This is a genomic window from Pigmentiphaga sp. GD03639 (assembly GCF_029845405.1).
GTDB classification, from domain to species: Bacteria; Pseudomonadota; Gammaproteobacteria; order Burkholderiales; family Burkholderiaceae_B; genus Pigmentiphaga; species Pigmentiphaga daeguensis.
Genome location: NZ_JAOCLR010000029.1, coordinates 1 through 20,428 on the forward strand (window position 1 = coordinate 1; position 20,428 = coordinate 20,428).

19 protein-coding genes are annotated in these 20,428 nt (G+C 67.6%); 9 read left to right on the top strand and 10 right to left on the bottom strand.

Going from position 1 to position 20,428, the window contains the following annotated elements; genetic code table 11:
• Window positions 1–194, top strand: a 194-nt coding sequence (locus tag N5K27_RS23240; RefSeq protein ID WP_279819329.1) for a hypothetical protein, incomplete at its 5' end; no start/stop codon positions are given.
• A 167-nt stretch (window positions 195–361) separates the two neighbouring features.
• On the opposite strand, the gene dbpA is transcribed toward N5K27_RS23240, so the two are convergent.
• From dbpA to N5K27_RS23285, 9 genes are all read right to left on the bottom strand, one after another.
• On the bottom strand, window positions 362–1,750 hold the full coding sequence (gene dbpA, locus N5K27_RS23245) for an ATP-dependent RNA helicase DbpA (RefSeq protein WP_279819332.1): 1,389 nt from the start codon (window positions 1,748–1,750) through the stop codon (window positions 362–364).
• 136 nt (window positions 1,751–1,886) lie between these two features.
• Complete coding sequence (locus tag N5K27_RS23250) at window positions 1,887–3,035, bottom strand: DJ-1/PfpI family protein (protein WP_087840262.1); 1,149 nt, start codon at window positions 3,033–3,035, stop codon at window positions 1,887–1,889.
• Between the two features lie 138 nt (window positions 3,036–3,173).
• A complete protein-coding gene (locus tag N5K27_RS23255) occupies window positions 3,174–3,977 on the bottom strand; it encodes a hypothetical protein (protein ID WP_132978795.1) in 804 nt (267 codons plus the stop codon).
• Between the two features lie 43 nt (window positions 3,978–4,020).
• Window positions 4,021–4,776: a DUF72 domain-containing protein gene (locus N5K27_RS23260; RefSeq protein ID WP_132978796.1), complete on the bottom strand. Its 756-nt coding sequence runs from the start codon at window positions 4,774–4,776 to the stop codon at window positions 4,021–4,023.
• A gap of 101 nt (window positions 4,777–4,877) precedes the next feature.
• On the bottom strand, window positions 4,878–4,979 hold the full coding sequence (locus N5K27_RS23265) for an amidase (protein WP_217896323.1): 102 nt from the start codon (window positions 4,977–4,979) through the stop codon (window positions 4,878–4,880).
• A gap of 16 nt (window positions 4,980–4,995) precedes the next feature.
• A complete protein-coding gene (locus N5K27_RS23270; RefSeq protein WP_279819338.1) occupies window positions 4,996–5,892 on the bottom strand; it encodes a hypothetical protein in 897 nt (298 codons plus the stop codon).
• Window positions 5,889–7,805: an iron-containing redox enzyme family protein gene (locus N5K27_RS23275; RefSeq protein WP_279819341.1), complete on the bottom strand. Its 1,917-nt coding sequence runs from the start codon at window positions 7,803–7,805 to the stop codon at window positions 5,889–5,891. The genes N5K27_RS23270 and N5K27_RS23275 overlap by 4 nt, the downstream gene beginning before the upstream one ends.
• A gap of 27 nt (window positions 7,806–7,832) precedes the next feature.
• The gene (locus tag N5K27_RS23280) at window positions 7,833–8,732 is read right to left on the bottom strand and encodes a fatty acid desaturase (RefSeq protein WP_279819344.1); all 900 of its coding nucleotides are present in this window, start codon (window positions 8,730–8,732) and stop codon (window positions 7,833–7,835) included.
• Window positions 8,725–9,498: a sterol desaturase family protein gene (locus tag N5K27_RS23285; RefSeq protein WP_279819346.1), complete on the bottom strand. Its 774-nt coding sequence runs from the start codon at window positions 9,496–9,498 to the stop codon at window positions 8,725–8,727. Before N5K27_RS23285 ends, N5K27_RS23280 begins: the two co-directional genes overlap by 8 nt.
• A gap of 446 nt (window positions 9,499–9,944) precedes the next feature.
• On the opposite strand from N5K27_RS23285, the gene N5K27_RS23290 reads away from it, so the two are divergent.
• The 7 genes from N5K27_RS23290 (at window position 9,945) to N5K27_RS23320 (ending at window position 19,106) form a co-directional block, all read left to right on the top strand.
• A complete protein-coding gene (locus N5K27_RS23290) occupies window positions 9,945–10,811 on the top strand; it encodes an AraC family transcriptional regulator (protein WP_132978801.1) in 867 nt (288 codons plus the stop codon).
• A 172-nt stretch (window positions 10,812–10,983) separates the two neighbouring features.
• A complete protein-coding gene (locus N5K27_RS23295; protein WP_279819350.1) occupies window positions 10,984–14,007 on the top strand; it encodes a molybdopterin cofactor-binding domain-containing protein in 3,024 nt (1,007 codons plus the stop codon).
• The gene (locus N5K27_RS23300; RefSeq protein ID WP_279819353.1) at window positions 14,004–14,843 is read left to right on the top strand and encodes an FAD binding domain-containing protein; all 840 of its coding nucleotides are present in this window, start codon (window positions 14,004–14,006) and stop codon (window positions 14,841–14,843) included. The genes N5K27_RS23295 and N5K27_RS23300 overlap by 4 nt, the downstream gene beginning before the upstream one ends.
• Window positions 14,840–15,328 carry a (2Fe-2S)-binding protein gene (locus N5K27_RS23305; RefSeq protein ID WP_279819355.1) on the top strand — a complete coding sequence of 163 codons (489 nt, stop codon included), beginning with the start codon at window positions 14,840–14,842 and terminating at the stop codon, window positions 15,326–15,328. Before N5K27_RS23300 ends, N5K27_RS23305 begins: the two co-directional genes overlap by 4 nt.
• Window positions 15,329–15,341: 13 nt before the next feature.
• Window positions 15,342–16,868, top strand: coding sequence for an AMP-binding protein (locus tag N5K27_RS23310; protein WP_132978805.1), 1,527 nt, complete (start codon window positions 15,342–15,344; stop codon window positions 16,866–16,868).
• A gap of 39 nt (window positions 16,869–16,907) precedes the next feature.
• Window positions 16,908–17,714, top strand: coding sequence for an enoyl-CoA hydratase-related protein (locus N5K27_RS23315; protein WP_087840019.1), 807 nt, complete (start codon window positions 16,908–16,910; stop codon window positions 17,712–17,714).
• A 36-nt stretch (window positions 17,715–17,750) separates the two neighbouring features.
• Window positions 17,751–19,106, top strand: coding sequence for an MFS transporter (locus tag N5K27_RS23320; RefSeq protein ID WP_087840020.1), 1,356 nt, complete (start codon window positions 17,751–17,753; stop codon window positions 19,104–19,106).
• Between the two features lie 154 nt (window positions 19,107–19,260).
• Here N5K27_RS23320 and N5K27_RS23325 read toward each other — a convergent pair whose 3' ends face one another.
• On the bottom strand, window positions 19,261–20,070 hold the full coding sequence (locus N5K27_RS23325) for an AAC(3) family N-acetyltransferase (RefSeq protein ID WP_279819362.1): 810 nt from the start codon (window positions 20,068–20,070) through the stop codon (window positions 19,261–19,263).
• Between the two features lie 94 nt (window positions 20,071–20,164).
• On the opposite strand from N5K27_RS23325, the gene N5K27_RS23330 reads away from it, so the two are divergent.
• Window positions 20,165–20,428 carry a helix-turn-helix transcriptional regulator gene (locus N5K27_RS23330; protein WP_279819365.1) on the top strand — a complete coding sequence of 88 codons (264 nt, stop codon included), beginning with the start codon at window positions 20,165–20,167 and terminating at the stop codon, window positions 20,426–20,428.

A 20,428-nucleotide genomic window follows, 5' to 3' on the forward strand; every position in this document is an offset into this window, starting at 1 on the left:
GCGACGGCCTTGCTGCGGCAACGCGCCACCTGCGCCATGGCCGCCCAAAAGACGATGATCCAAAACAGCTTCATTCTGCATTCGTGATCTTCTCGCGCGGCAAGGGGTGGGCGACGTGTCAATCCGATTTCATCAAGGTATCGATTCTAGAAGAGTTGAGGTTTCAAGCAATCACGAAAAAGGGGGGTAAATGACGGCCCGAAGCCGGCTTTTTTCTTTGTTTACCCATGGGCCAGAAAGAAATCCCTGGTTTGGGCGTCGGCGGGAAAAAACTTTCGGGGGACGGCAAACCGGACGGGCATGGGCCTTTCGTCCGGTTCAGCTGGATCTTGCGCTTTCCGGCCACGCGGTCTGGGGGAGTTCAGAATTCCTCCAGAAACCGCATCCGGAACCGCCGCCCCTTGATATTGCCATTGGAAATCCGCGCAAATGCCTGTTTGGCAATTTGCCGGTCCAGCGCTACATAAGAACTGAATTCGGTGATATTGATTTTCCCGACCTGCTCGAAAGCCAGGCCGCCATCGCCGGTCAGTGCGCCCAGCAGGTCCCCGGGCCGCAGTTTGTCCTTTTTTCCCCCCTGGATGCACAAGGTGATCATGCGCGCCCGCAGCGGGCGATCGGCCTTGGCGCGCAGCGATTTGAGATCGCCCCATTTCAACGGCGAGCCCTGGTATTGCTCGATCAGATTGGCCCAGCGCATTTCCTCGGGCGAACACAGGCTCAGCGCCAGCCCTTTCTGGTCGCCGCGCCCGCTGCGGCCGATGCGGTGCACGTGGACCTCGGTGTCCTTGGTTACGTCCACGTTGATCACGGCGCCCAGGTTCTGGATGTCCAGGCCGCGAGCGGCGACGTCGGTGGCTACCAGGACGGCGCAGCTCTGGTTGGCGAACTGGATCAGGATCTCGTCGCGATCGCGCTGTTCCAGGTCGCCGTTCAGCGCCTGGGCGCTGATCCCCTCCGACCGCAGGCGTTCGACCAGCTCGCTGCTGCGGATCTTGGTGTTGCAGAAGGCCAGCGTGGAGACGGGGCGGAAGTGCGCCAGCAGGGCGACGACCGCGTCCAGTCTTTCGCCTTCGTCGATTTCGTAGAAAATTTGTTCGATGCGGCTGGCGTCATGCTGGGCCTCGACCTTGACCTCGGCCGGGTTGCGCAGGAAGCGGGCGCTGAGCTTGCGGATGTTGTCGGGGTAGGTGGCCGAGAACAGCAGCGTCTGGCGCTTGGCGGGGCAGTGCGAGGCGATGGCGACGATGTCGTCGTAGAAACCCATGTCCACCATGCGGTCGGCCTCGTCCAGCACCAGGGTGTTCAGGGCGGACAGGTCCAGGCTGCCGCGTTCCAGGTGGTCCTGGATGCGTCCGGGCGTGCCCACGACCAGGTGGGCGCCGCGCGCCAGCGATTCGGTCTGGGGCCGGGCAGCGGTGCCGCCGCACAGGGTCAGGGCCTTGACGTTGGGGATGAGGCGGGCGAGCCGGCGCAGTTCCTGGGCGACCTGGTCGGCCAATTCGCGGGTGGGGCAGACGACCAGCGCTTGTGGAACCAGGCGGTCGACGTCCAGCTTCTGCAGTACGCCCAGGCCGAAGGCCGCGGTCTTGCCGCTGCCGGTCTTGGCCTGCGCGATCAGGTCGCGGCCTTCCAGGATGAGCGGCAGGCCCTGCGCCTGGATGGGCGTCATCTGTTGGAAGCCCAGGCCTTGCAGGTTGTCCAGCAAGGCGGGCAAAAGAGGCAGGGAGGTAAAGGACGTGTCGGTCACGGTAGGGCGGGCGCGGAAAGCGCTGGTAGCTTGGTCGACCGACAGTGTATGCCGCGCGGCTGCCGTTGCGGCCTGCATTCCCGTCGCCGGCCCCCGCCGCCATCGGGCGAGCGTTCAACGGCGGTAAGGGTGGGGATCATGGCGAGGTTCTCCAGGGATACTCGAGTTGCAGGGCGACGGCGCTCGCGGTAGGCGCGCCGTAGCGTCCGGCTATGGCGTGCAGCGTCTGGTCCAGCGCTTGCGCCGGCCGCCGGTCGGTGAAGGCGGCCATGGGCGCTGCCGAGGGGCGGTCGGCCGGCGATGCGTCAGGAATGACGCGAACCTTGTTGCGGGTTTCGACGGCCTGCGGTGTCCTGGCGAACGATAACGCCCGCGAGCGGTAGGTCCGGGACCACGCGTCGGCGACCAGGGCCAGCGACACCTCGTCCATGCCCGGCTGGAGTTCCACGCCTATCCGCTCCCGGTTCCAGAACGCGAGCACGTTGCCGAGCACCGTCGTCGCGAAGGGCCGGCTCAGCACGAAGGCCTGGCTGGCATGGCGCAGGTCCCACGAGGGCAGGCCCAGGTCGCGGGCCACGGCTTCGGCTTTCTGCCGTCCGGCCATGGCCTCGATCAGGGTCAGCATCATCGGCATGGATGCGGAAATGCCCGTGCTGGTCGCGACCCCCCGGTCCGCCACCACGCGCCGGTTGGCGACATAGGTGATGGAAGGATGCTTGTCCAGCATGTCCTGCAGATAGTACCAATGCGTGGTCGCGCGCTTGCCGTCCAGCAGGCCGGCCGCGGCCACGACCTTGGCGCCGGCGCACACGCCCAGGACGATCGCGCCCTTGCCGGACTGCTCCCGCAGCCACGCCAGCACCGCCGGATCGTCGTCGCGGCTCATGGCGGGCACGATGACGTAGTCGGCTCCCGCCGGATGCCGGGCGTCGAATTGCGCGATGGTGGCATCGGCCTGGACGGTCAGCGCCGGAAAAAGCTTGACCGGGCCTTGCCCGGCCGCCAGCGTCACGACTTCGGCCACGTCGGCGCGCCGCAGGATGCCGGTGGGCATCAGGTAATCGGTGGTTTCGGTGGCATCGTTCAGGCCGACCACGGCGACCAGCGGGCGTTTGTGCCCGGGCGGCTGCAGGGAGGCCAGCATGGCGTCCACGTCGCCTGCCGCGACCGGCTGGGCTTGGGCGGGCGCGGACGCCGGCGGGAGGCTGGACAGCCACGCGCCGAAGCCCGCCAGGCCCAGCAGAACGAGCGCCAGTCCACCCCGGACGATATGGCGGTTGAGCATGATCGGCATTCTCCAAGCGAAGGCATCGGCCGTTGGTCTTAGCTTAGCTGCTCGATGGTCTGGCGGAAATGTCAAAAATATACGTGCGCCGCCCGGGAGATAAACCCCGGTTCAGTCCGATGCTGCAGGCCTTGCGCCTCAAGGTCCGCCGCGTATCTGCAGCATGGCCAGTTTCCTTGCTTGCTCGACATACCATGCGTCCGCGCTGGCCTGGCCGTCCGCTTTTGCGCGCTGCAGGTACTCGGGCGCGAGATTCCTGACCCCGGCGCCCACCGCCTGCCCCATGGCGCGCATCCATGCGATGGTTGCCGCTTGACCGTCGCGCTTGCTGCGGCGGTCGAGCTCCGGCTCGAATACGGCAAAGGTCGCGTCTTCCGCGCGCTGGCGCGTCGCGGCCGGAATCCCGCCCACCAGGGCGTCTTGGGCGTTGCCGCCATGGACATATTGCGTGGCGATCCGGGTTGCGCTGTCGACATACCACTTGTCGGCGCTGGTGCTGCCGTCCGTGTCCACGCGGCGCCGATACTCGGCGTTCAGCGCGGCGACCTGGCGGCCGGTGTCGCCCGCGGCCTTGTTCAGCCATTGATTGGCGTGCGCGGCTCCCTGAGCCTGCGCCCGGCGCCTGTGCTCGGTCTTGAGCACGGCCAGCACGGCATTTTCCGCCTGGCTGGCGGCGTTGGGGGCGATGCCCGTCGGCCTGGCCGTCGTCGCCTTGCCGCGGCATCCTTCAAAGCTGCGGTTGGCGTCGTAGCAGGTGCCGTTCCTGGCGTCGCGGCTGCGGGTCTGGTCGATCTGATCCTGGTTGATGTTGTACCAGATGTTGGTCGTCAGGGTGGCCTGGAACATCTGCTGCGCGCATTCCACGCATTGTGCCGGGGCGGGGCCGGACAGGCCGGCGGCGGACATGGCCAGCAGGAGGGAAACAAGGCGACGCGTTTTCATATCGGACCTTCCTCGGCAAGGGCGGGAGCGCAGTGCCAGGGAATTATGCCGCAACCATATCCTGCATCTGCGCCGCATTCTGGATGGCGAAGCCCTGTGCCGTGTTGTCGAATATCACCCAGGGGGCGTCGCCCTGGCCGCGTTCCCGGACGACGCGCTCGGCCAGGGCCCGCAGCGCGTCGCGATCGTACTCGCTGTAGTAGATCCGGGGCGCGCCATGCCAGCGCCAGTAGCTGTGCGAGCGGTCCGCGCCGGGATGGGCCGCGTCGGGAACGGGCGCGGGATCCACCGCGGCGCGGCCGATGCCGTGGCGCTCGAGCATGCCGGTGGCGTCGTCGGTGAACCAGCTGGCGTGCCGTGGCTCGCATACGATGGCGACGTCGGTCCGGCGGCGGAGCATGCGCAGGAAGGTGGAGGCCGTGCGCGCATCGTAGGCCAGGGAGGGCGGCAGTTGCAGCAGGAGTCTTCCCAGTTTTTCGCCCAGCTCGCGAACTTGGCTGAAAAAGGCGTCGAGCGCGGCGCCCGTGTCCTGCAGCCGGCGTTCATGCGACACGCTGCGCGGCAGCTTGACGCAGAACCGGAAGCCTTCGGGAACGGTTGCGGCCCAGCGCGCGTAGGTCTCGGGCTGGTGCGGCCGATAGAACGAAGAATTGATCTCGACCACGGGGAAGCGCGTCGCATAGCGTGCCAGGGCGCTATCGCCCGGGCCGAACAAATGGGCATGGCGGCTGGGAATGGACCAGCCGGCGCATCCGACCTTGATCCGGGCGTGGCGCCAGGCTGGCGTCATTGTCGGCATGGCTGTCGTTCATGCGTGGAAGTCACGGCCTTACCTTGGCTCAGGCGCCTGGCGAAGTCAAGCCGCTCCGCACATCGGATCGATCGCCGGTTGCTCGTCGATCACACCTTCACGGCAAGCGGGATGCAATGCAGGAGGAGCACGGTGCCGTCCCGCCGCAGCCGATCCAGTTCCGAGGCCTCCTTGAGCAGGTTCGGGTTCACGGCAATAAACGAACGTTCACGCCGCCACAGCTTCCTCTTCTTTTTCCCGCGCCGCCTTCCGGTCCATCAGCAGACTATGCAGCATCTCCGTCGACAACCCGTGCAGCACCAGCCGGTACCCCGCCCGCAGGGTGGACATCGGCACCAGCGGATGCTTGTTGTTGACCAGGATGAGGTGCTCCGGCGCGCCCATCAGCTTGGCCGCGTAGATGCCTATGGTCTCGTCCAGCTGCAGCGAGTTGGCGGCGCGCCAGAAGTCGTTGTCGGTCAGCATGAGCTGGTACAGCGGTGTGAACAGCTCGATGGCGCTTTGCAGGTCCAGGAAGTTCAGCCGCGTGCGGGGCATGTCCTCCAGGCGCAGGCCGGGATCGCGGATCATGGAGAAATCCACGCGGGCCGGCGGGTGCATCTCGATGCCCGCGTCGCGCAAGGCCTGGTTCAGGCGGATGACGAAGTTGAAGAGATTCAGGTCGTGCTTGACGAACAGATCGTCCTTCAGGTCGTCGATGTTGCGCGGCTCCAGCGGCGTGGTCGTGATCGGCACCGGCGAGTTGGCCGCGATGAAGGCCAGGATCTGCGCCCCCAGATGGAAGTGCCGCAGGATCAGCCAATTGGCCTCGGGCGAGACGAAGCGCGTCAGTCCCCACGCCAGCACGCGGTGCAGCAGCCGGGAGTGCGACCAGTTGCGCGGCAGGAAGATCTTCAGCAGCTGGATCAGGATGATGAAGCCGCGCGCGATGGGGCGCAGCAGGGGCAGCAGGTACTGGCGCGAGTTGCTGCTGGAGTCGGTCAGCCAGCTTTTCTTGACCGCGTCGGGCAGGGGCGTGCTGCGGTCCAGGTACAGGGCCAGCCAGGGGTTGGGGTCGGCGGGGTCGTGCTTCTGGGCCAGGAAGTCGGGCGGGGATTTTTTCATGGGGCCTCGTTCTCCATGACGTGGTGGAATTGCATCAGGTACAGGGCCGCGGTGTGGCGGGCGGTGTCGATGATGCGTCGGGTGGCGCGGCCCGTCGGGTCGCAGTCCAGGGCCAGTTCGACGGCGGCCAGCCAGCGGGCCAGGTGGTTCTCGTCGTTGTGGCCGTGGTATTCCAGGAAGCGGTAGGTGTCCGGCGGCAGCGACAGGCTGGCCTTCAGCAGGGGCAGCAGGGCGGGAATGATGCGCTGGCCGGTACCTTCGATGATGTAGATGGCGCCCAGCAGGCCGATCGGGTCGCGGGTGGCGGCCAGGCCATGCAGGTAGGCGTTCAGGGCTTCGCCACCAGGGTTGCGGCGCAGGGCATCGAGATCGGCGATGGGCCCGCCGGCGTTCCGGTAGTCCTGGAACAGGATCCTGAAGTCATTCTGCTCTTCGCCCGCATGGGTCTCGATCAAGGCCGCCAGGGGCTGGTAGTCGGGGCCCAGCGAGGCCACGCCCTCGCGCATCCATTTGCTGCCTTCGCGGACCTGGGGGATCCAGTTTTCCATCCAGTTCAGGTAGTCGCCTGTCTGGAAGCGGCGGGTGCGCAGCTTGTGCACGAGGGGAGTGCGCCAGACGCGCGAGCGGTAGTCGTGCCAGATGGAGGCCAGTTCGGTCAGCAGCGGCCCCAGTTCGGGCGACGCGGTGGCCGGGTCATGGGGCGGGGCGATGAGATCGTTGCCGGCCGTGTCGGCCACGCGCGCCGCGGGCGGGGCGGCGGCCGCGGCGGGCGCGGCATCCAGGCTTTCGACTTCCCACAGCATGTAGGCGGTGGTGAAGCGCCCGGACTCGGGGATGTAGCAAAGGATCTGCTGGCCGGGCTCGACGGCGCGCGTCTCCAGGAATTCGGCCAGCATGATCAGGATGGACGCGGCGCCGGTATTGCCGCGCCAGGCCAGGTTGCTGTACCAGCGTTCCTGCGGGATCTCCAGGCCGGCCTTCTCCAGCAGGTCTTTGACGACGGGGATGAATTTCTCGGACGAGTAGTGGCACAGGAAATGGTCGATCCGGTCGGACCGGACCCAGCCGTCCCGTGCGAGCCCGGCGTATTCGTGGATGCCGATGTCGAACAGGTGGGGCAGCAGGCGGATGTCCTGGCGCAGCGCCAGCGCGCCGTCGGCTTCCGCGTCGGTCCAGGAAGGATAGTCCAGGTGCACGCGCTCGCGGTCCGCGGACAGGCCCAGTTGCATGCACACCGGATAGTCGCCCGAGAACGAGCGCTGGTGCACCCATTTCAGTTTCAGGCGCACGCCTTGCGAGGCGCCGGGCAGCGCCGATCCCGCATTGCCCAGCAGCAACGCGCCGGCGCCGTCGGACAGCATCCACCGCAGGAAGTGGGAATCGAAGTCGGCATCGTAGCCGTGCGCGGTGAAGCGCGACCGCTTGAACAGCCGCGAGGGCAGTTCGCTGGCCACGGCCAGGGCGCGGTCGTGGCCGCCCATTTCCACGGCCTGGGCCGCGGCCTGGATGGCCGAGACGCCGGCGGCGCAGATGCCGTGCACCGACAGGGTCTCCATGGGGTGGGCGGCCAGTTCGCCCTGGATCATGTTGGCGAAACCGGGCATCAGGGCGTCGCCGCCCGAACTGCCGCTGGCCAGCAGCGATACGTCGTCCAGCCGGGCGTCGGCACGCCGCAGGCAGTCCCGGATGGCATGGGCGGCCATCCTGGCGTTGCTGTACACGGTGCCGCCTTCGGCGTCGATGGCGTAGTAGCGCTGCTTGATGCCGTTCTCGGCCAGGATGCGCTGCTTGATGCGTCCGGAGATGCGGTTCAAGGGCGCGATGTAGCGGTCCAGTTCGTCGTTGGACACCGGCTGGCCAGGCATGAAGTAGCCGGCGCTTTGCAGGTAGACGCGGTCGAAGGCGATGGGCATGGGGTTCTCTCGAGGGAGCTCGGCGGCCTAGCGTGGGGCGGTCCGGGTCGTCAGGGAGCGCGTGCGAAAGCGCGCGCTGAAGCTTCCCAGGACGAAGACGCGGAACATGTAGGGCACGAGGCCGGGTTCGTTCAGCGCGGCCGGCACGCGATGCCGGTAGCGCCGGTAGTGCAGGCGGGTCAGTTCGGACCAGTGGGCGCGCGAGTGCTCGTGGTGGGCGGTGTGCAGGCCGATGTTGAACAGCAGCGGGTTGACCAGCCCTTCGAAATTGCGGGCATAGCCCAATGTATGGCTGCGCGTGGGGCCGCCGTCGGCGTGGGCATGTTGCAGATAGTTGGTGGCCAGCAGCCAGTGCAGGCCGTGCAACTGCGGCACGATCACGAACAACAATGCCTTGGCCGGGTTCAGCGCCAGCAGCCCGGCCCACAAGCCCAGCCACGCGGCGTACTGGGCCATGCAGTAGCGCCAGGCGCCGGGCCAGTGCCGGTACAGGCGGCGCAGCCAGCGGACGAAGGCGGGGTAGAGGACCCATGCCGCCTGCACCGGATGGATCAGGTAGCCCCACAGGTGGTTGGTATCGCCCCCGAAGCGGTAGGTGCGAGCGATGTCCCGCGGACCGTGCCGGTGGCGATGATGGTTGGCGACGTGCGCGGGATAGAACACGAACGTGGGGTGCCCCTGCAGCAGGGTGATCCAGAAATCGGTGGCGCGGTTGGCCCAGCGGCCGCGCCACATCCGCACGTGGGTGTGGTTGTGGTGGATGACGCCTATGCCCAGGGTCAGGAACAGCATCAGCGCGTAGAGGGGCAGCGAAAAGCCGTGGTGCCACTGCCACGCGGCAAGTGCCGGCAAGGCGGCCAGATACAGCAGGCTCTGCCAGTCGCGGCGGTTGCGCAGCGTGGGCAGGAAAGTGCGCCCGCTATTCATGGCCCGCCGCGGTCCTGCGGTCGTGGGCCTGCAACAGGAGCGCCGCAGTGTCCGCCTGCAGGCGCGTGCGGAACAGCCGGTCCATGAAGGTGAACTGGAACCCGTAGTTTCCGTTGAAACAGGCATGGTGCAGGTGATGCCGGCGGCTGGCGGCGAACCAGTGGGCGTAGGACACGCGCGGAAAGAAGTCGTAGTTGGCGTGGCCGATGCAGTTGAAGAACAGGCTGAACAGCGGCACCGAGGCCAGCGACCAGAAGCTGAAGTCGTGCACCACCATGGGCAGCAGGATCACGTTGCCCAGCATCAGGGCCTCGACCGGGTGGAAGCTGTAGGTCGAGAACGGCGTGGTGACGATGGAGCGGTGGTGGGGCAGGTGGAAGCGGCGCAGCGGCTTCGTGTGCAGCAGGCGGTGATTGATCCAGAAGTGCACGTCGTTCCAGGCCACCAGGGACAGGATTTCCAGCGCGATCTTCCAGCCGCCTGCGGCCGGATCCAGCCTGGCCCATCCGAGCTGCAGCAGGCCCCACGGAAAGATCATGCCGGTGCCGAACAGCAGGATGGACATGCCCGACTGGAGGAGTTCGCGGCGCAACTGGCCCGGCGCGAGCGGACGGGGGTCCAGCGGGCGCCCCACGCCCAGTGCGGGCAGGACGTGGCGGGTAAGCAGCCAGGTCGCGGCGCCGAACAGCAGGTAGATACCACCGAAAAACAGCAGGCCTGCCAGCATGACCTGCGATGTGGAAAGCTCCTGGAATGCTTGGCCCATGAGTTGTTGTCGTTGTGATGCCGAGAACGGCCTCTATGATAAGCAATGGGCCGGAATGGACGCGGTGCCTGGACGGGATGTCGATTGCACAACGCGGACGAATTCATTACAAAATGTTCGCTCCGGTGGCAGGCGTCGCGGTGCGCCATGCCTAGGTCACGATTCCGAGCAGCTTCTTGCCGATGCCCCGGTCCTCGTAGCCGGGCAGCAAGGCCAGGACGACGATAGGGGCGTCGTCCGGCGTGGCGAGCGCAAGTTCAGGTGAGGCATGGATGTGCGTTCCGGGCGACCGGCGGCGCGGGCAGGGATTTCAACGGGATATATTAAAATCCCAAGACTCGCCGCACGTCTTCGCGCCGTGAATATTCCATTGCGCGGCACCTTCCGGGCAACACAAGGAGCGCCCGGGGCTCTTGTCGTATACGGGTACGTGGAGCATTCCCACCATGTCAGCTGCAATCAGGATCCTGCAAGGCAAGTTCGGGCGTGTCGCGCTGCTCGACATGAACATGCTCCTGGTGTCGCATGCGCATCACCATTGCCACGTGCTGATCAAGGCCTTCGGCGCCGATACGTATTTTTCGGTGCGCGGCCAGCCGCAGCCGCTGACGGACGACAGCGCGGTCCTGGTCAATGCCTGGGAGCCCCATTCCTACAGCCATAACGGCGCGGAAGTGCAGCGCACGGTGATCCTGGCCCTGTACATCGAGCCCGGCTGGCTGGCCGGCATCCAGCAGGCCCTGACGGTCAGCGCGCACCCCCATTTCTTCCAGCAGCCCTGCGTCGCGTTGTCGCCGGCGGCGCGCAAGCTGGCCGATGCGCTGGCGCGGGACATGCTGCTGACGGCGGAACTGCCCGCCGGCCAATTGGAAGAGCGTCTTTTCCAGCTGATGATCGCCACGATCGAGCACCATTCCGAGTGGCGCAGCTACCAGTCGCTGCTGGGCAGTCTGCGGCAGCACCATGGCGACGTGCGCATCCGCAGGGCCATCGGCCGCATGCGCGAGAACATCGGGCAGTCGCTGGACATGGATGTACTGGCGGCCGAATGCGGGCTGTCGCGCGCGCATTTCTTCGAGCTTTTCCGCAAGACCACCAAGCTGACGCCGCGCGTGTACGCCAACGTGCTGCGCATGGAAGCGGCCATCACCGCGTTGACCGCGGGCCAGACGCCGGTCGCCGACCTGGCCTACGACATGGGTTTTTCCGCCCCGGGCCATTTCACCCGTTTCTTCCGCGAGCACCTGGGCACCACGCCCACCGAGTACCGCCGCGTGGTGGACGTGTTCGACGCCGGCCACGGCGGGCGCTGACCTCCGGCCCGTGGACCGATTTCCCGCCGGAAAACAGAAAAATCAGACTCTATGGTAAGTGAGCCGATGCGGCGGTAACGGCCGCGGGCAGGGCGCCGCTTATCTTTCTCCTCGCGCAGACCGCCTGAAGGCGGCATGCAGGGAACAGGAGGAAGAGACATGGGGTGCTTGCATGAGTGACGCGAGCGTTCTGGCCACGGCCGATGCGCCGTTCGTCGGGCGCCGGCAGGAACGGGTCGAGGACGCGGCGCTGCTGTCGGGGCGCGGCGCCTATGGCGACGATCTCCCGGTCAAGCCGGGCACGCTGCACGCGGCCATCCTGAGATCCCCCCACGCCCATGCCCGGGTGCTTGGCATGGACACGGGGGCCGCCGAAGCCCATCCGGGCGTCAGGGCGGTACTGACGGGCGCCGACGTGAAGCGCTGGTCGCAGCCCTTCGTCGTGGGCGTGAAGTCGCCCATGGAGCATTGGTCGCTGGCCCAGGACCGCGTGCGCTATGTTGGCGAGCCGGTCGCCGTCGTGGTGGCCGAGGACCGCTATGTCGCCGAGGATGCGCTGGAACTGATCCGCGTCGACTACGAGGTGCTGCCGGTGGCCGTGGAGATCGAGGCGGCCATCGCCGGGGATGCGCCGGTGCTGCATCCGGCGGTGGGCAGCAACATCGTCAGCGACCGCAGTTTCAGCTATGGCGAGCCGGACGCCGCCTTCGCCTCGGCCGAGCACCGCGTCCAGCTGACCGTCCACTACCCTCGCAATTCGTGTACGCCCATCGAAGGGGCGGTGGTGATCGCCGAGCACCTGGCGGGCGACGATGGCTACGAGGTCAGCTCCAACTTCATGGGGCCGTATTCGCTGCATTCGGTCATGGCGCTGGCGCTGAAGATCCCGGGCACGCGCCTGCGCCACAAGCTGCCTCGTGATTCGGGCGGCAGCTTCGGCGTCAAGCAAAGCGTGTTTCCCTACGTGGTGCTGATGTGCCTGGCGTCGCGCAAGGCGGGCGCGCCGGTGAAGTGGGTGGAGGACCGCCTGGAGCACCTGGTGGCCGCGACGTCCGCGACCTCCCGCCTGTGCACGATCGAGGCCGCCGTGGATGGCGAGGGGCGGATCAGCGCGCTGTCCTACGACCAGTTCGACGACGTGGGCGGTTATCTGCGCGCCCCCGAGCCAGCCACGTTCTATCGCATGCACGGCTGCCTGACGGGTGCCTATGCCATCCCCAACCTGAAGGTGCGCAACCGCGTGGTGCTGACCAACCGCACGCCCGCCGGGCTGGTGCGCGGCTTCGGCGGCCCCCAGGTGTATTTCGCGCTGGAGCGGCTGATGCAGCGCATCGCGCAGCAACTGGGAATCGATCCGCTGACGGTGTACCGGCGCAACTTCGTGCCGCCCGAGGCGTTTCCGTACCGCGCCGCGGCCGGCGCCTTGCTGGATTCCGGCAACTATCCGCTGGCCCTGGAGATGGCCGAACGGCAAGGCGGGCTGGAGGAACTCCTGCGGCGGCGCGACGTGGCCAGGGCCGAGGGGCGGCTGTATGGCATCGGCTATGCCGCGATCGTGGAGCCGTCCATTTCCAACATGGGCTACATCAGCACGGTCATGACGGCGGAGCAGCGCGCCAAGGCCGGACCCAAGAACGGCGCCATCGCCAGCGCCACCGTCGGCATCGATCCGCTGGGCGGGGTGACGGTGGTCGTGGCTTCGTCGCCTGCCGGGCAAGGGCACATGACCGTATGCGCCCAGGTCGTCGCGGACGTGTTCGGCCTCTTGCCGCAGCAGGTGGCCGTGAATGTGGATGTCGATACGCAGAAGGATGCCTGGTCGGTCGCCGCGGGCAATTACTCCAGCCGCTTTGCCGGCGCGGTGGCAGGCACCGTGCACCTGGCGGCCAGCCGGCTGCGCGACAAGGTGGCGCGCATCGTGGCGCATCAGCTCCGATGCGATCCGGCCGACGTGGTGTTCGCGGGAGGCAAGGTGGGGCTGCCGGACGCGCCGGGCAAGATGCTGCCATTCGCACGCGCGGCCAGCACCGCGCATTGGGCGCCGGGACAGTTGCCGGAAGGGGAGTCGCCCAGCCTGCGGGTGACCGAATTCTGGACCCCGCCCGAGTTGACCGCCCCGGACGAGCAGGACCGCGTCAATACGTCGGCGGCCTACGGGTTCGCCTTCGACATCTGCGCGGTCGAGATCGACCGCGATACCGGACGCGTACGCATCGACCGCTACGTCACCACGCACGATGCGGGCAAGCTGCTCAACCCGGCGCTGGCGGACGGCCAGATCCGCGGAGCCTTCGCCCAGGGGCTGGGCGCTGCGCTGATGGAGGAGTTCCGCTATGCGGGCGACGGCAGCTTCCAGTCCGGCACCTTCGCCGACTATCTGGTGCCGACGACCTGCGAGGTGCCCGACCCGGTCATCGTCCACCTGGAGACGCCGTCGCCGTTCACGCCGCTGGGGGCCAAGGGCCTGGGCGAGGGCAACAACATGAGTACGCCGGTATGCGTGGCCAATGCCGTCGCCGATGCCCTGGCGCCCATCCGGGGCGCCTGCGACGTCAGGCTGCCGCTGACACCGCTCAAGATCATGGAACTGATCGGGTTCGACGATCCGCCGCCCAGCGCCGGCGCGCAAGCGGCTTCGGCGCCGCCCGCGAGCGCCGCGGCGCCGGGCGGCGGATCGGGCAAGGCCTTGTCCGCCACGGGCAGCGTGCAGATCGCCGCGGCGCCCGAGGTCGTCTTCAACGTGCTGCTTGATCCGCAGGCATTGGCCAAGGTGGTACCCGGCTGCCATTCGCTGGAAGCGGTGGGCGAGAACCGCTATCGCGCCGACGTGACGGTGGGCGTGGGCATGATCAAGGCCCGCTACGCGGCACACATCGAGCTGTCGGAGCTGGATCCGCCGCATTCACTGCGCCTGGCCGGTTCGGGCAGTTCGTCGCTGGGCGCCGCGCGTGGCAGTGGCAAGGTTCGGCTCGAGCCCAGCGAAGGCGGCACGCGCCTGGTCTACGACTACAGCGCCGAGGTCAGCGGCAAGGTGGCCGCGGTCGGCAGCCGCATGCTGGAAGGGGCGGCCAAGATCGTCCTGGCGCAATTGTTTGAACAACTCGGCCGGCAGGCCAGCGGGCAGCCTACGCCCGCCGCGCCGCGCCGCTGGTGGCGCAAGCTGCTGGCGCTGTTTGGATGGAAGGGGGCGGCATGAAGTCCGCGGCTTTCGATTACGTGCGCCTGGAGGACGAGGCGCAGGCCTGCGAGCTGCTCGCTCGCCATGGCGAGGAGGCCCGCATCCTGGCGGGAGGGCAGTCGCTGATCACGGTGCTGAACATGCGCCTGGCGCAGCCATCGGTGCTATTGGATGTCTCGCGCTGCGAGGCGCTGGACTACGTGAAGGTGGCGGGCGGAATGCTGGAAGTGGGGGCCGCGGCCACCCAGGCCAGCGTGGAGTGGCGGCCGGGCCTGGCCGGCGAAGTGCCTCTGCTGGCCTGTGCGTTTCCCTATATCTCGCATTTCCAGGTGCGCAACCGGGGCACCGTGTGCGGCTCGGTGGCGCACGCCGACCCCAGTGCGGAGCTGCCGCTGTGCCTGGCGCTGCTGGGTGGCGAAGTGGTGCTGTCATCCAGGCGCGGCCGCCGCACCTTGCCGGCGCGGGATTTCTTCCAGGGCATGTTGACGACGGCCCGCGCCAGCGACGAATTGATTGCCTGCGTGCGCTATCCGCTGCGTGCGGCGGGCACGGGCTACGCGTTCGAGGAGTTTTCGCTGCGCCATGGGGATTTCGCCATCGCCGCCTGCGCGGCCGCCGTCGGCAAGGATGCGATACGGCTGGGCGTGGGCGGCGTGGCGGACCGGCCGACCGTCGTGCAATGGCCGCGCCTGCCGCAGCGGGAACTGGAAACCGCCATCAATGACTTTGCCTGGACGCTGGGCGCGCAGGACGACGCGCACGCCAGTGCCGCGTACCGCCGGCGGCTGGTGCGGCAACTGGCGGCCCGGGCCATCGCCACGGCCGCTGCCCGGGCGCAAGGAGACACCGCATGAGCACGGAAAAGACCCATCGCATCCGCTGCACCTTGAACGGCCGGCGGCGCGAGGGCACGGCCGAGAGCCGCATGCTGCTGTCGGACTTCCTGCGGCACGAGCTGGGCGCCACCGGCACCCACGTGGGATGCGAGCACGGGGTGTGCGGCGCCTGCACCGTGCGCATCGACGGGGTGGCCAGCCGCTCCTGCCTGACGCTGGCGGTCCAGGTGGACGGCCGCGGAGTGGAGACGGTCGAAGGCCTGGCGCGGGACGGCGAACTGGGCGATCTGCAACAGGCCTTCCGGCGGCACCACGCGCTGCAATGCGGTTTCTGTACGGCGGGAATCCTGATGTCGTGCGCCGATTTCCTGGAGCGCGTGCCCGATCCGACCGAGCAGCAGGTGCGGGACATGCTTTCGGGGCACCTGTGCCGGTGCACGGGCTACACCCCCATCGTGCAGGCCGTCCTGGACGTGGCCGCCTCGCGCAACAAGAACACATAGAAGGAGGCATCTGATGCTGGATTTGGGACGTACATTCTTGCAGAGCGTGGAGCGCAACCCGGAGGCGATCGCGGCCGTGGAAGGCGAGATCCGCCTGACCTACGCCGAGTGGCTGGGGCAGATCCTGCGCGTGGCGCAAGGGCTGGATGACCTGGGGCTCGGGCATGGCGACCATCTGCTCGTGGTCCTGCAGAACCGCCTGGAAATGGCGACGCTGCACTGGGCCTGCCAGTTCCTCGGGGTGATCGTCACGCCCCTGAACTGGCGCGCCAAGCCCGAGGAAATCGACTACTGCCTGGTCGACGCCTCGGCCAGGGCCATCGTCTACGAAGAGGCCAGCGCGCAAGCCGTGGCGCAGGCCGCCGAGGCCGCCGGCGTGCCGCGCATCGTGGTCGGCGCGGACGCCCACGCGACCCATGCATACGACGGCCTGCTTGCCGCCCGGCCCTGGACGGCTGGCCCGCGCGCCACGGCGGACGACATCTCGCTGATGCTCTACACGTCGGGGACGACCGGCAAGCCCAAGGGCGTGCCGCGCCGGCATCGCCAGGAGCGCGCGGCCGCGCTGGGCCACGTGGCGCAGAACCAGTACGGGATAGGCGAGCGCACGCTGGGCGTGATGCCGCTCTATCACACCATGGGAGTGCGGTCGTTGCTGGCCATGGCGCTGGTGGACGGGTGTTTCGTGTGCCTGCCGCGCTTCTCGCCGGCAACCGCGCTGGCGCTGATCCAGCGTGAGCGGGTCAGCAACCTGTACCTGGTGCCGACGCTCTACCACGACCTGCTGGCGCACGCCGATTTCGCAAGCACCGACATCTCCAGCGTCCGCAAGCTCGGCTTCGCCGGCGCGCCCATGCACGACGCGCTGCTGCTGCGCCTGGACGAGGCGTTCCGGCCCGAGCTGTTCGTCAATCACTACGGCAGCTCCGAGGTCTACACCATGGCGGTCAACCCCGATGCGCGCAGCAAGCCCGGCAGCGCCGGACGCGCGGGCATCAACACGCGCCTGCGCCTGGTGCGGCTGGAGACGACCGATCCCGACGATCTCGCGCCGCGTGGAACGGAGGGGCAGATCATCGCCGACCTGGCCGGGGACGAGGCGTTCGAAGGCTATTGGAACCGGCCCGACGCCAACGCCAAGTCGCTGCACGGCGGCTGGTATTTCACCGGCGACACGGGCTATCTGGACGAGGACGGCGAACTGCACGTGACCGGGCGGGTGGACGACATGATCATCAGCGGCGGCGAGAACATCTCGCCGGTCGACATCGAGTCGGTGTTGTCCCTGCATCCCGGCGTGGACGAGGTCGCCGTCGCGGGTCTGCGCGACGAGCGCTGGGGCCAACGCGTCGTCGCCTTCGTCAAGCGCAAGGAGGCCGTCGACGGCGAGACGCTGGATGCCTATTGCCGCGGCACCGATCTCGCCAATTTCAAGCGTCCGCGGGAATACGTCTTCGTCAGCGAGATTCCCAAGTCCCCCGTGGGGAAGATCCTGCGCCGCAAGCTGACGGCCGGCGAATTCGAGCCGGACCGTTCCTGATTCCGAAATCCCGTGCATGACCCAATGAAGGATATCTCCATGCCCAAGCTCAATCATCCGGCCCACGGCCTGCTCGAACAACTCGATGGCTTCGACGTCATCGTCGACGCGGAGCGCGAGCGCGCCGACATTGTCCTGAAGCGTCCTCCGTTCAACATCATCACCATGCACGAGCGCGAACAACTGCGCCTGGTGTTCGAGGCGCTGGACGAGGACCCGCGCGTGCGCGTGATCGTGCTGCGCGCCGAAGGCGAGCACTTCTCCAGCGGCGGCGACATCCGCGGCTTCCTGGAGGCCAGCCCCGAACACGTTTCCAAGCTGGCCTGGAACATCGCCGCGCCGGCCCGCTGCTCCAAGCCGGTGATCGCCGCCAACCGGGGCTACTGCTTCGGCGTGGGATTCGAGATCTCGCTTGCCTGCGATTTCCGTATCGCCAGCGTCACGGCGCAGTACGCGCTGCCCGAGCAGAAGCTGGGGCAGATTCCCGGATCGGGGGGATCGGCGCGCCTGCAAAGCATGATCGGCATCGCCCGCACCAAGGACGTCGTGATGCGCTCGCGCCGCATTCCGGGCCAGCAGGCCTACGACTGGGGCTTCGTGGTCGAGTGCGTGGCCGATGACCAGCTCGAGGCCGCCACCGACAGACTGGTGGACGAACTGCGTGGTTTCTCGCCGCTGGCCCAGCGCACGGTCAAGAAGCTGCTGAACGATTCGGAGGACTCGCCGGTGTCCATCGCCATCGAGCTCGAGGGGCACTGCTACAGCCGCCTGCGCACATCCGAGGATTTCCGCGAAGGCGTCGAGGCATTCCACGCCAAGCGTAAACCGCAGTGGACGGGCCGCTAAGCCGGAACGCTGCACGATTCCAATAACGGAGACATCATGAATACGACCACGGATACCGTTCCGGGCGCGGGACCGCGCGACTCGGCCGCCGACCCCGCGCAGTCGCGCAAGGCCTTCATGGCGGGCCTGGCGTCCACCTTCGGATGGGCGCTGGACCTGTTCGACCTGTTCATCCTGCTGTATGTGGCGCCCATCATCGGGCGGCTGTTCTTTCCTTCGGACAAGCCCACCCTGTCGCTGGCCGCGGTCTATGCCTCGTTCGCGGTGGCGCTGCTGGTGCGGCCCCTGGGGTCGGCCGTGTTCGGCGCCTATGCCGACAAGCACGGCCGCAAGCGTGCGCTGATGATCTCGATGGTGGGCGTGGGGCTGAGCACGGCGGCATTCGGCCTGCTGCCGACCATCCACCAGGCCGGGGTGATCGCTCCCATCGTCTTCCTGGTATTGCGCATCGTGCAGGGTTTGTTCGTGGGCGGTATCGTGGCCTCGACGCATACGATAGGCACGGAGTCGATCGCGCCGCGCCACCGTGGCCTGATGTCGGGACTGGTCGGCAGCGGCGGCGCAGGCATGGGCGCCCTGATGGCCTCCATCGTGTACTTCGCGCTGTCCTACGTCTTCCCCGGCGACCGTTTCGACCAGATCGGCTGGCGCGTCATGTTCTTCTCGGGCCTGATCAGCACCGTCTTCGGCCTGGTGATGTACAGGCTGCTGGACGAGACGCCTTCCTTCAAGAAGATCCAGGCCGAGCGGGCCAGGCAGAAGGACGGGGCGGCCAGGCAGGCTTCGCCGCTCAAGACGCTGTTCGCGGGCGAGTATCGCAACGTGCTGCTGGTCAACCTGCTGATCACCTTCGGCGGCGGCGCGACCTACTACATCACCGCAGGCTATCTGCCGACGCTGCTGAAGCTGGTGGCGAACGTGCCGCACGAGAGCTCGGCGCTGATCCTGATGATCAGCTCGGTGGGAACGATCGTCGGCGCGCTGGCCTTCGGCGCCCTGAGCGACGTCATCGGCCGCAAGAAGACGTTCTATGCGCTGGGCGTCTTCTGCCTGGTACTGCTGCCGTACCTGTTCCTGCTCATCGCCAAGCCCGCGTCCCTGCTACAGATCACGATGATCGCCTCGGCCATCGCCCTGCTTGGCGGGGCCATCATCGCGCCGGTCATGATCTTCCTGAACGAACGCTTCCCGGCCAAGATGCGCGCCAGCGGCACGGGGTTGTCCTGGAACATCGGCTTCGCCGTCGGCGGCATGATGCCCACGGTGGTCTCGCTGCTGAGCGGCTCGCCGCAGGACATTCCCCACGTCCTGGCCATCACCTCGGCCTTGCTGGCGGTGGTCTACCTGGTGGGCGCCAAGGTCTCGCCCGAGACCCAGGGCCAGTTCGACTAGGCCCGGAGGCGCAGGAAGGGTGACGGGTTGCTGCGGGGCGGTGGTCATGGCGGAGATTCCTTCGGGTTGGAACCGGCATGGCTGTGTCCGGTACTCCCAAGACGAATCGGACAGGGGAAACGGATCGGTGGCGGAAAAAAATTCCGGCCCGGGTTCAGCGGGGTGTTTCCGTCATGAGCCTGGCCGCCGCATCTACCGCCGCCCGCAGGTCCAGCAGGTGACAGGACGCGGAGCCGACCTGTCCAGTCCTGGCCAGGCCCAGCCGGACGAGCGTCTCGCCCAGGGCCGGGAAACGGTCCGCATCGCCGGCGGGCAGGTCGAAGGCCACCCAGCGCCGCTGGCCGTCCACCCATAGCGGGGCGCCTTCGGCGATCCTGGGCGGCGGGGGCGAGGCCAGGGTCTCGGCCATGTGGAAGGCCGTGCATGCACCGAAGCCGGCGCCCAGCAGCAGGATGCCGGCGCGTTCCCGGTACAGGCGCCCCAGCGGCCCGCCGTGGCCGAAAGGATCTTCCAGGGCGTGGGTGGCGGTGATCGATCCGGCCAGCGGGCCCAGCGCGGCGAAGGAGCACAGGGGGTGGGGGCTGCGGCGGGCACCGGGCCAGTTCCGGAACAGTTCCGCCACCGCGCCCATGCCGCGCGTCGGGGTGGTACGCGGGTCGAACGGCGGCAGCGTGGCCCGGATCGTGGCTATCCAGGCGGGCGGGACGGCGGGCGCCCGCCAGTTGGCGGGATCGCTCAACTGCGATGACTGCGCGGGCATCACCAGCGTGCCGGCCGGGCCCACGGCATCGAGCAGGGCACGCACGACGGTCTCGGCTCCCCCCGAGACCCAGCCGAGCCGGCTCATGGCGCAATGTACGAGCAGGGTCATGCCGGGGGCGACACCCAGCCGTGACAGGTCGGCGGCCAGGGTTTCCCGGGTGCGTGGCTGGGGCGTGGCGATGATGGCGGCGTGCTCGGTCATGGGAAGGACAATCGGGAAATATTTGAAATCCGGATAATTGACATATACCTGTACCGCAAATATTATGAATTTATTCGGATTTCAGGTATTTGCCATGTCCATGTCACCTCAAGTCCTGGCGACCGCCACGCAACTGGGCACGGTGCTGCAGGCCGCGCGCAAATCCCAGGGGATGACCCAGTCTGCCCTGGCCGGCCGCATCGGCCTGAGCCAGTCGCGGGTGTCCCACCTGGAACTGCACGCCCATGAGCTGAGCCTGGAGCAACTGTTGGCCTGGTGTGCCGCGCTCGGGCTGGAATTGACCCTGGGGCCGCGCGGCGGCCAGGCGCCACCGTCCACTGTACACGCGGACTGGTGA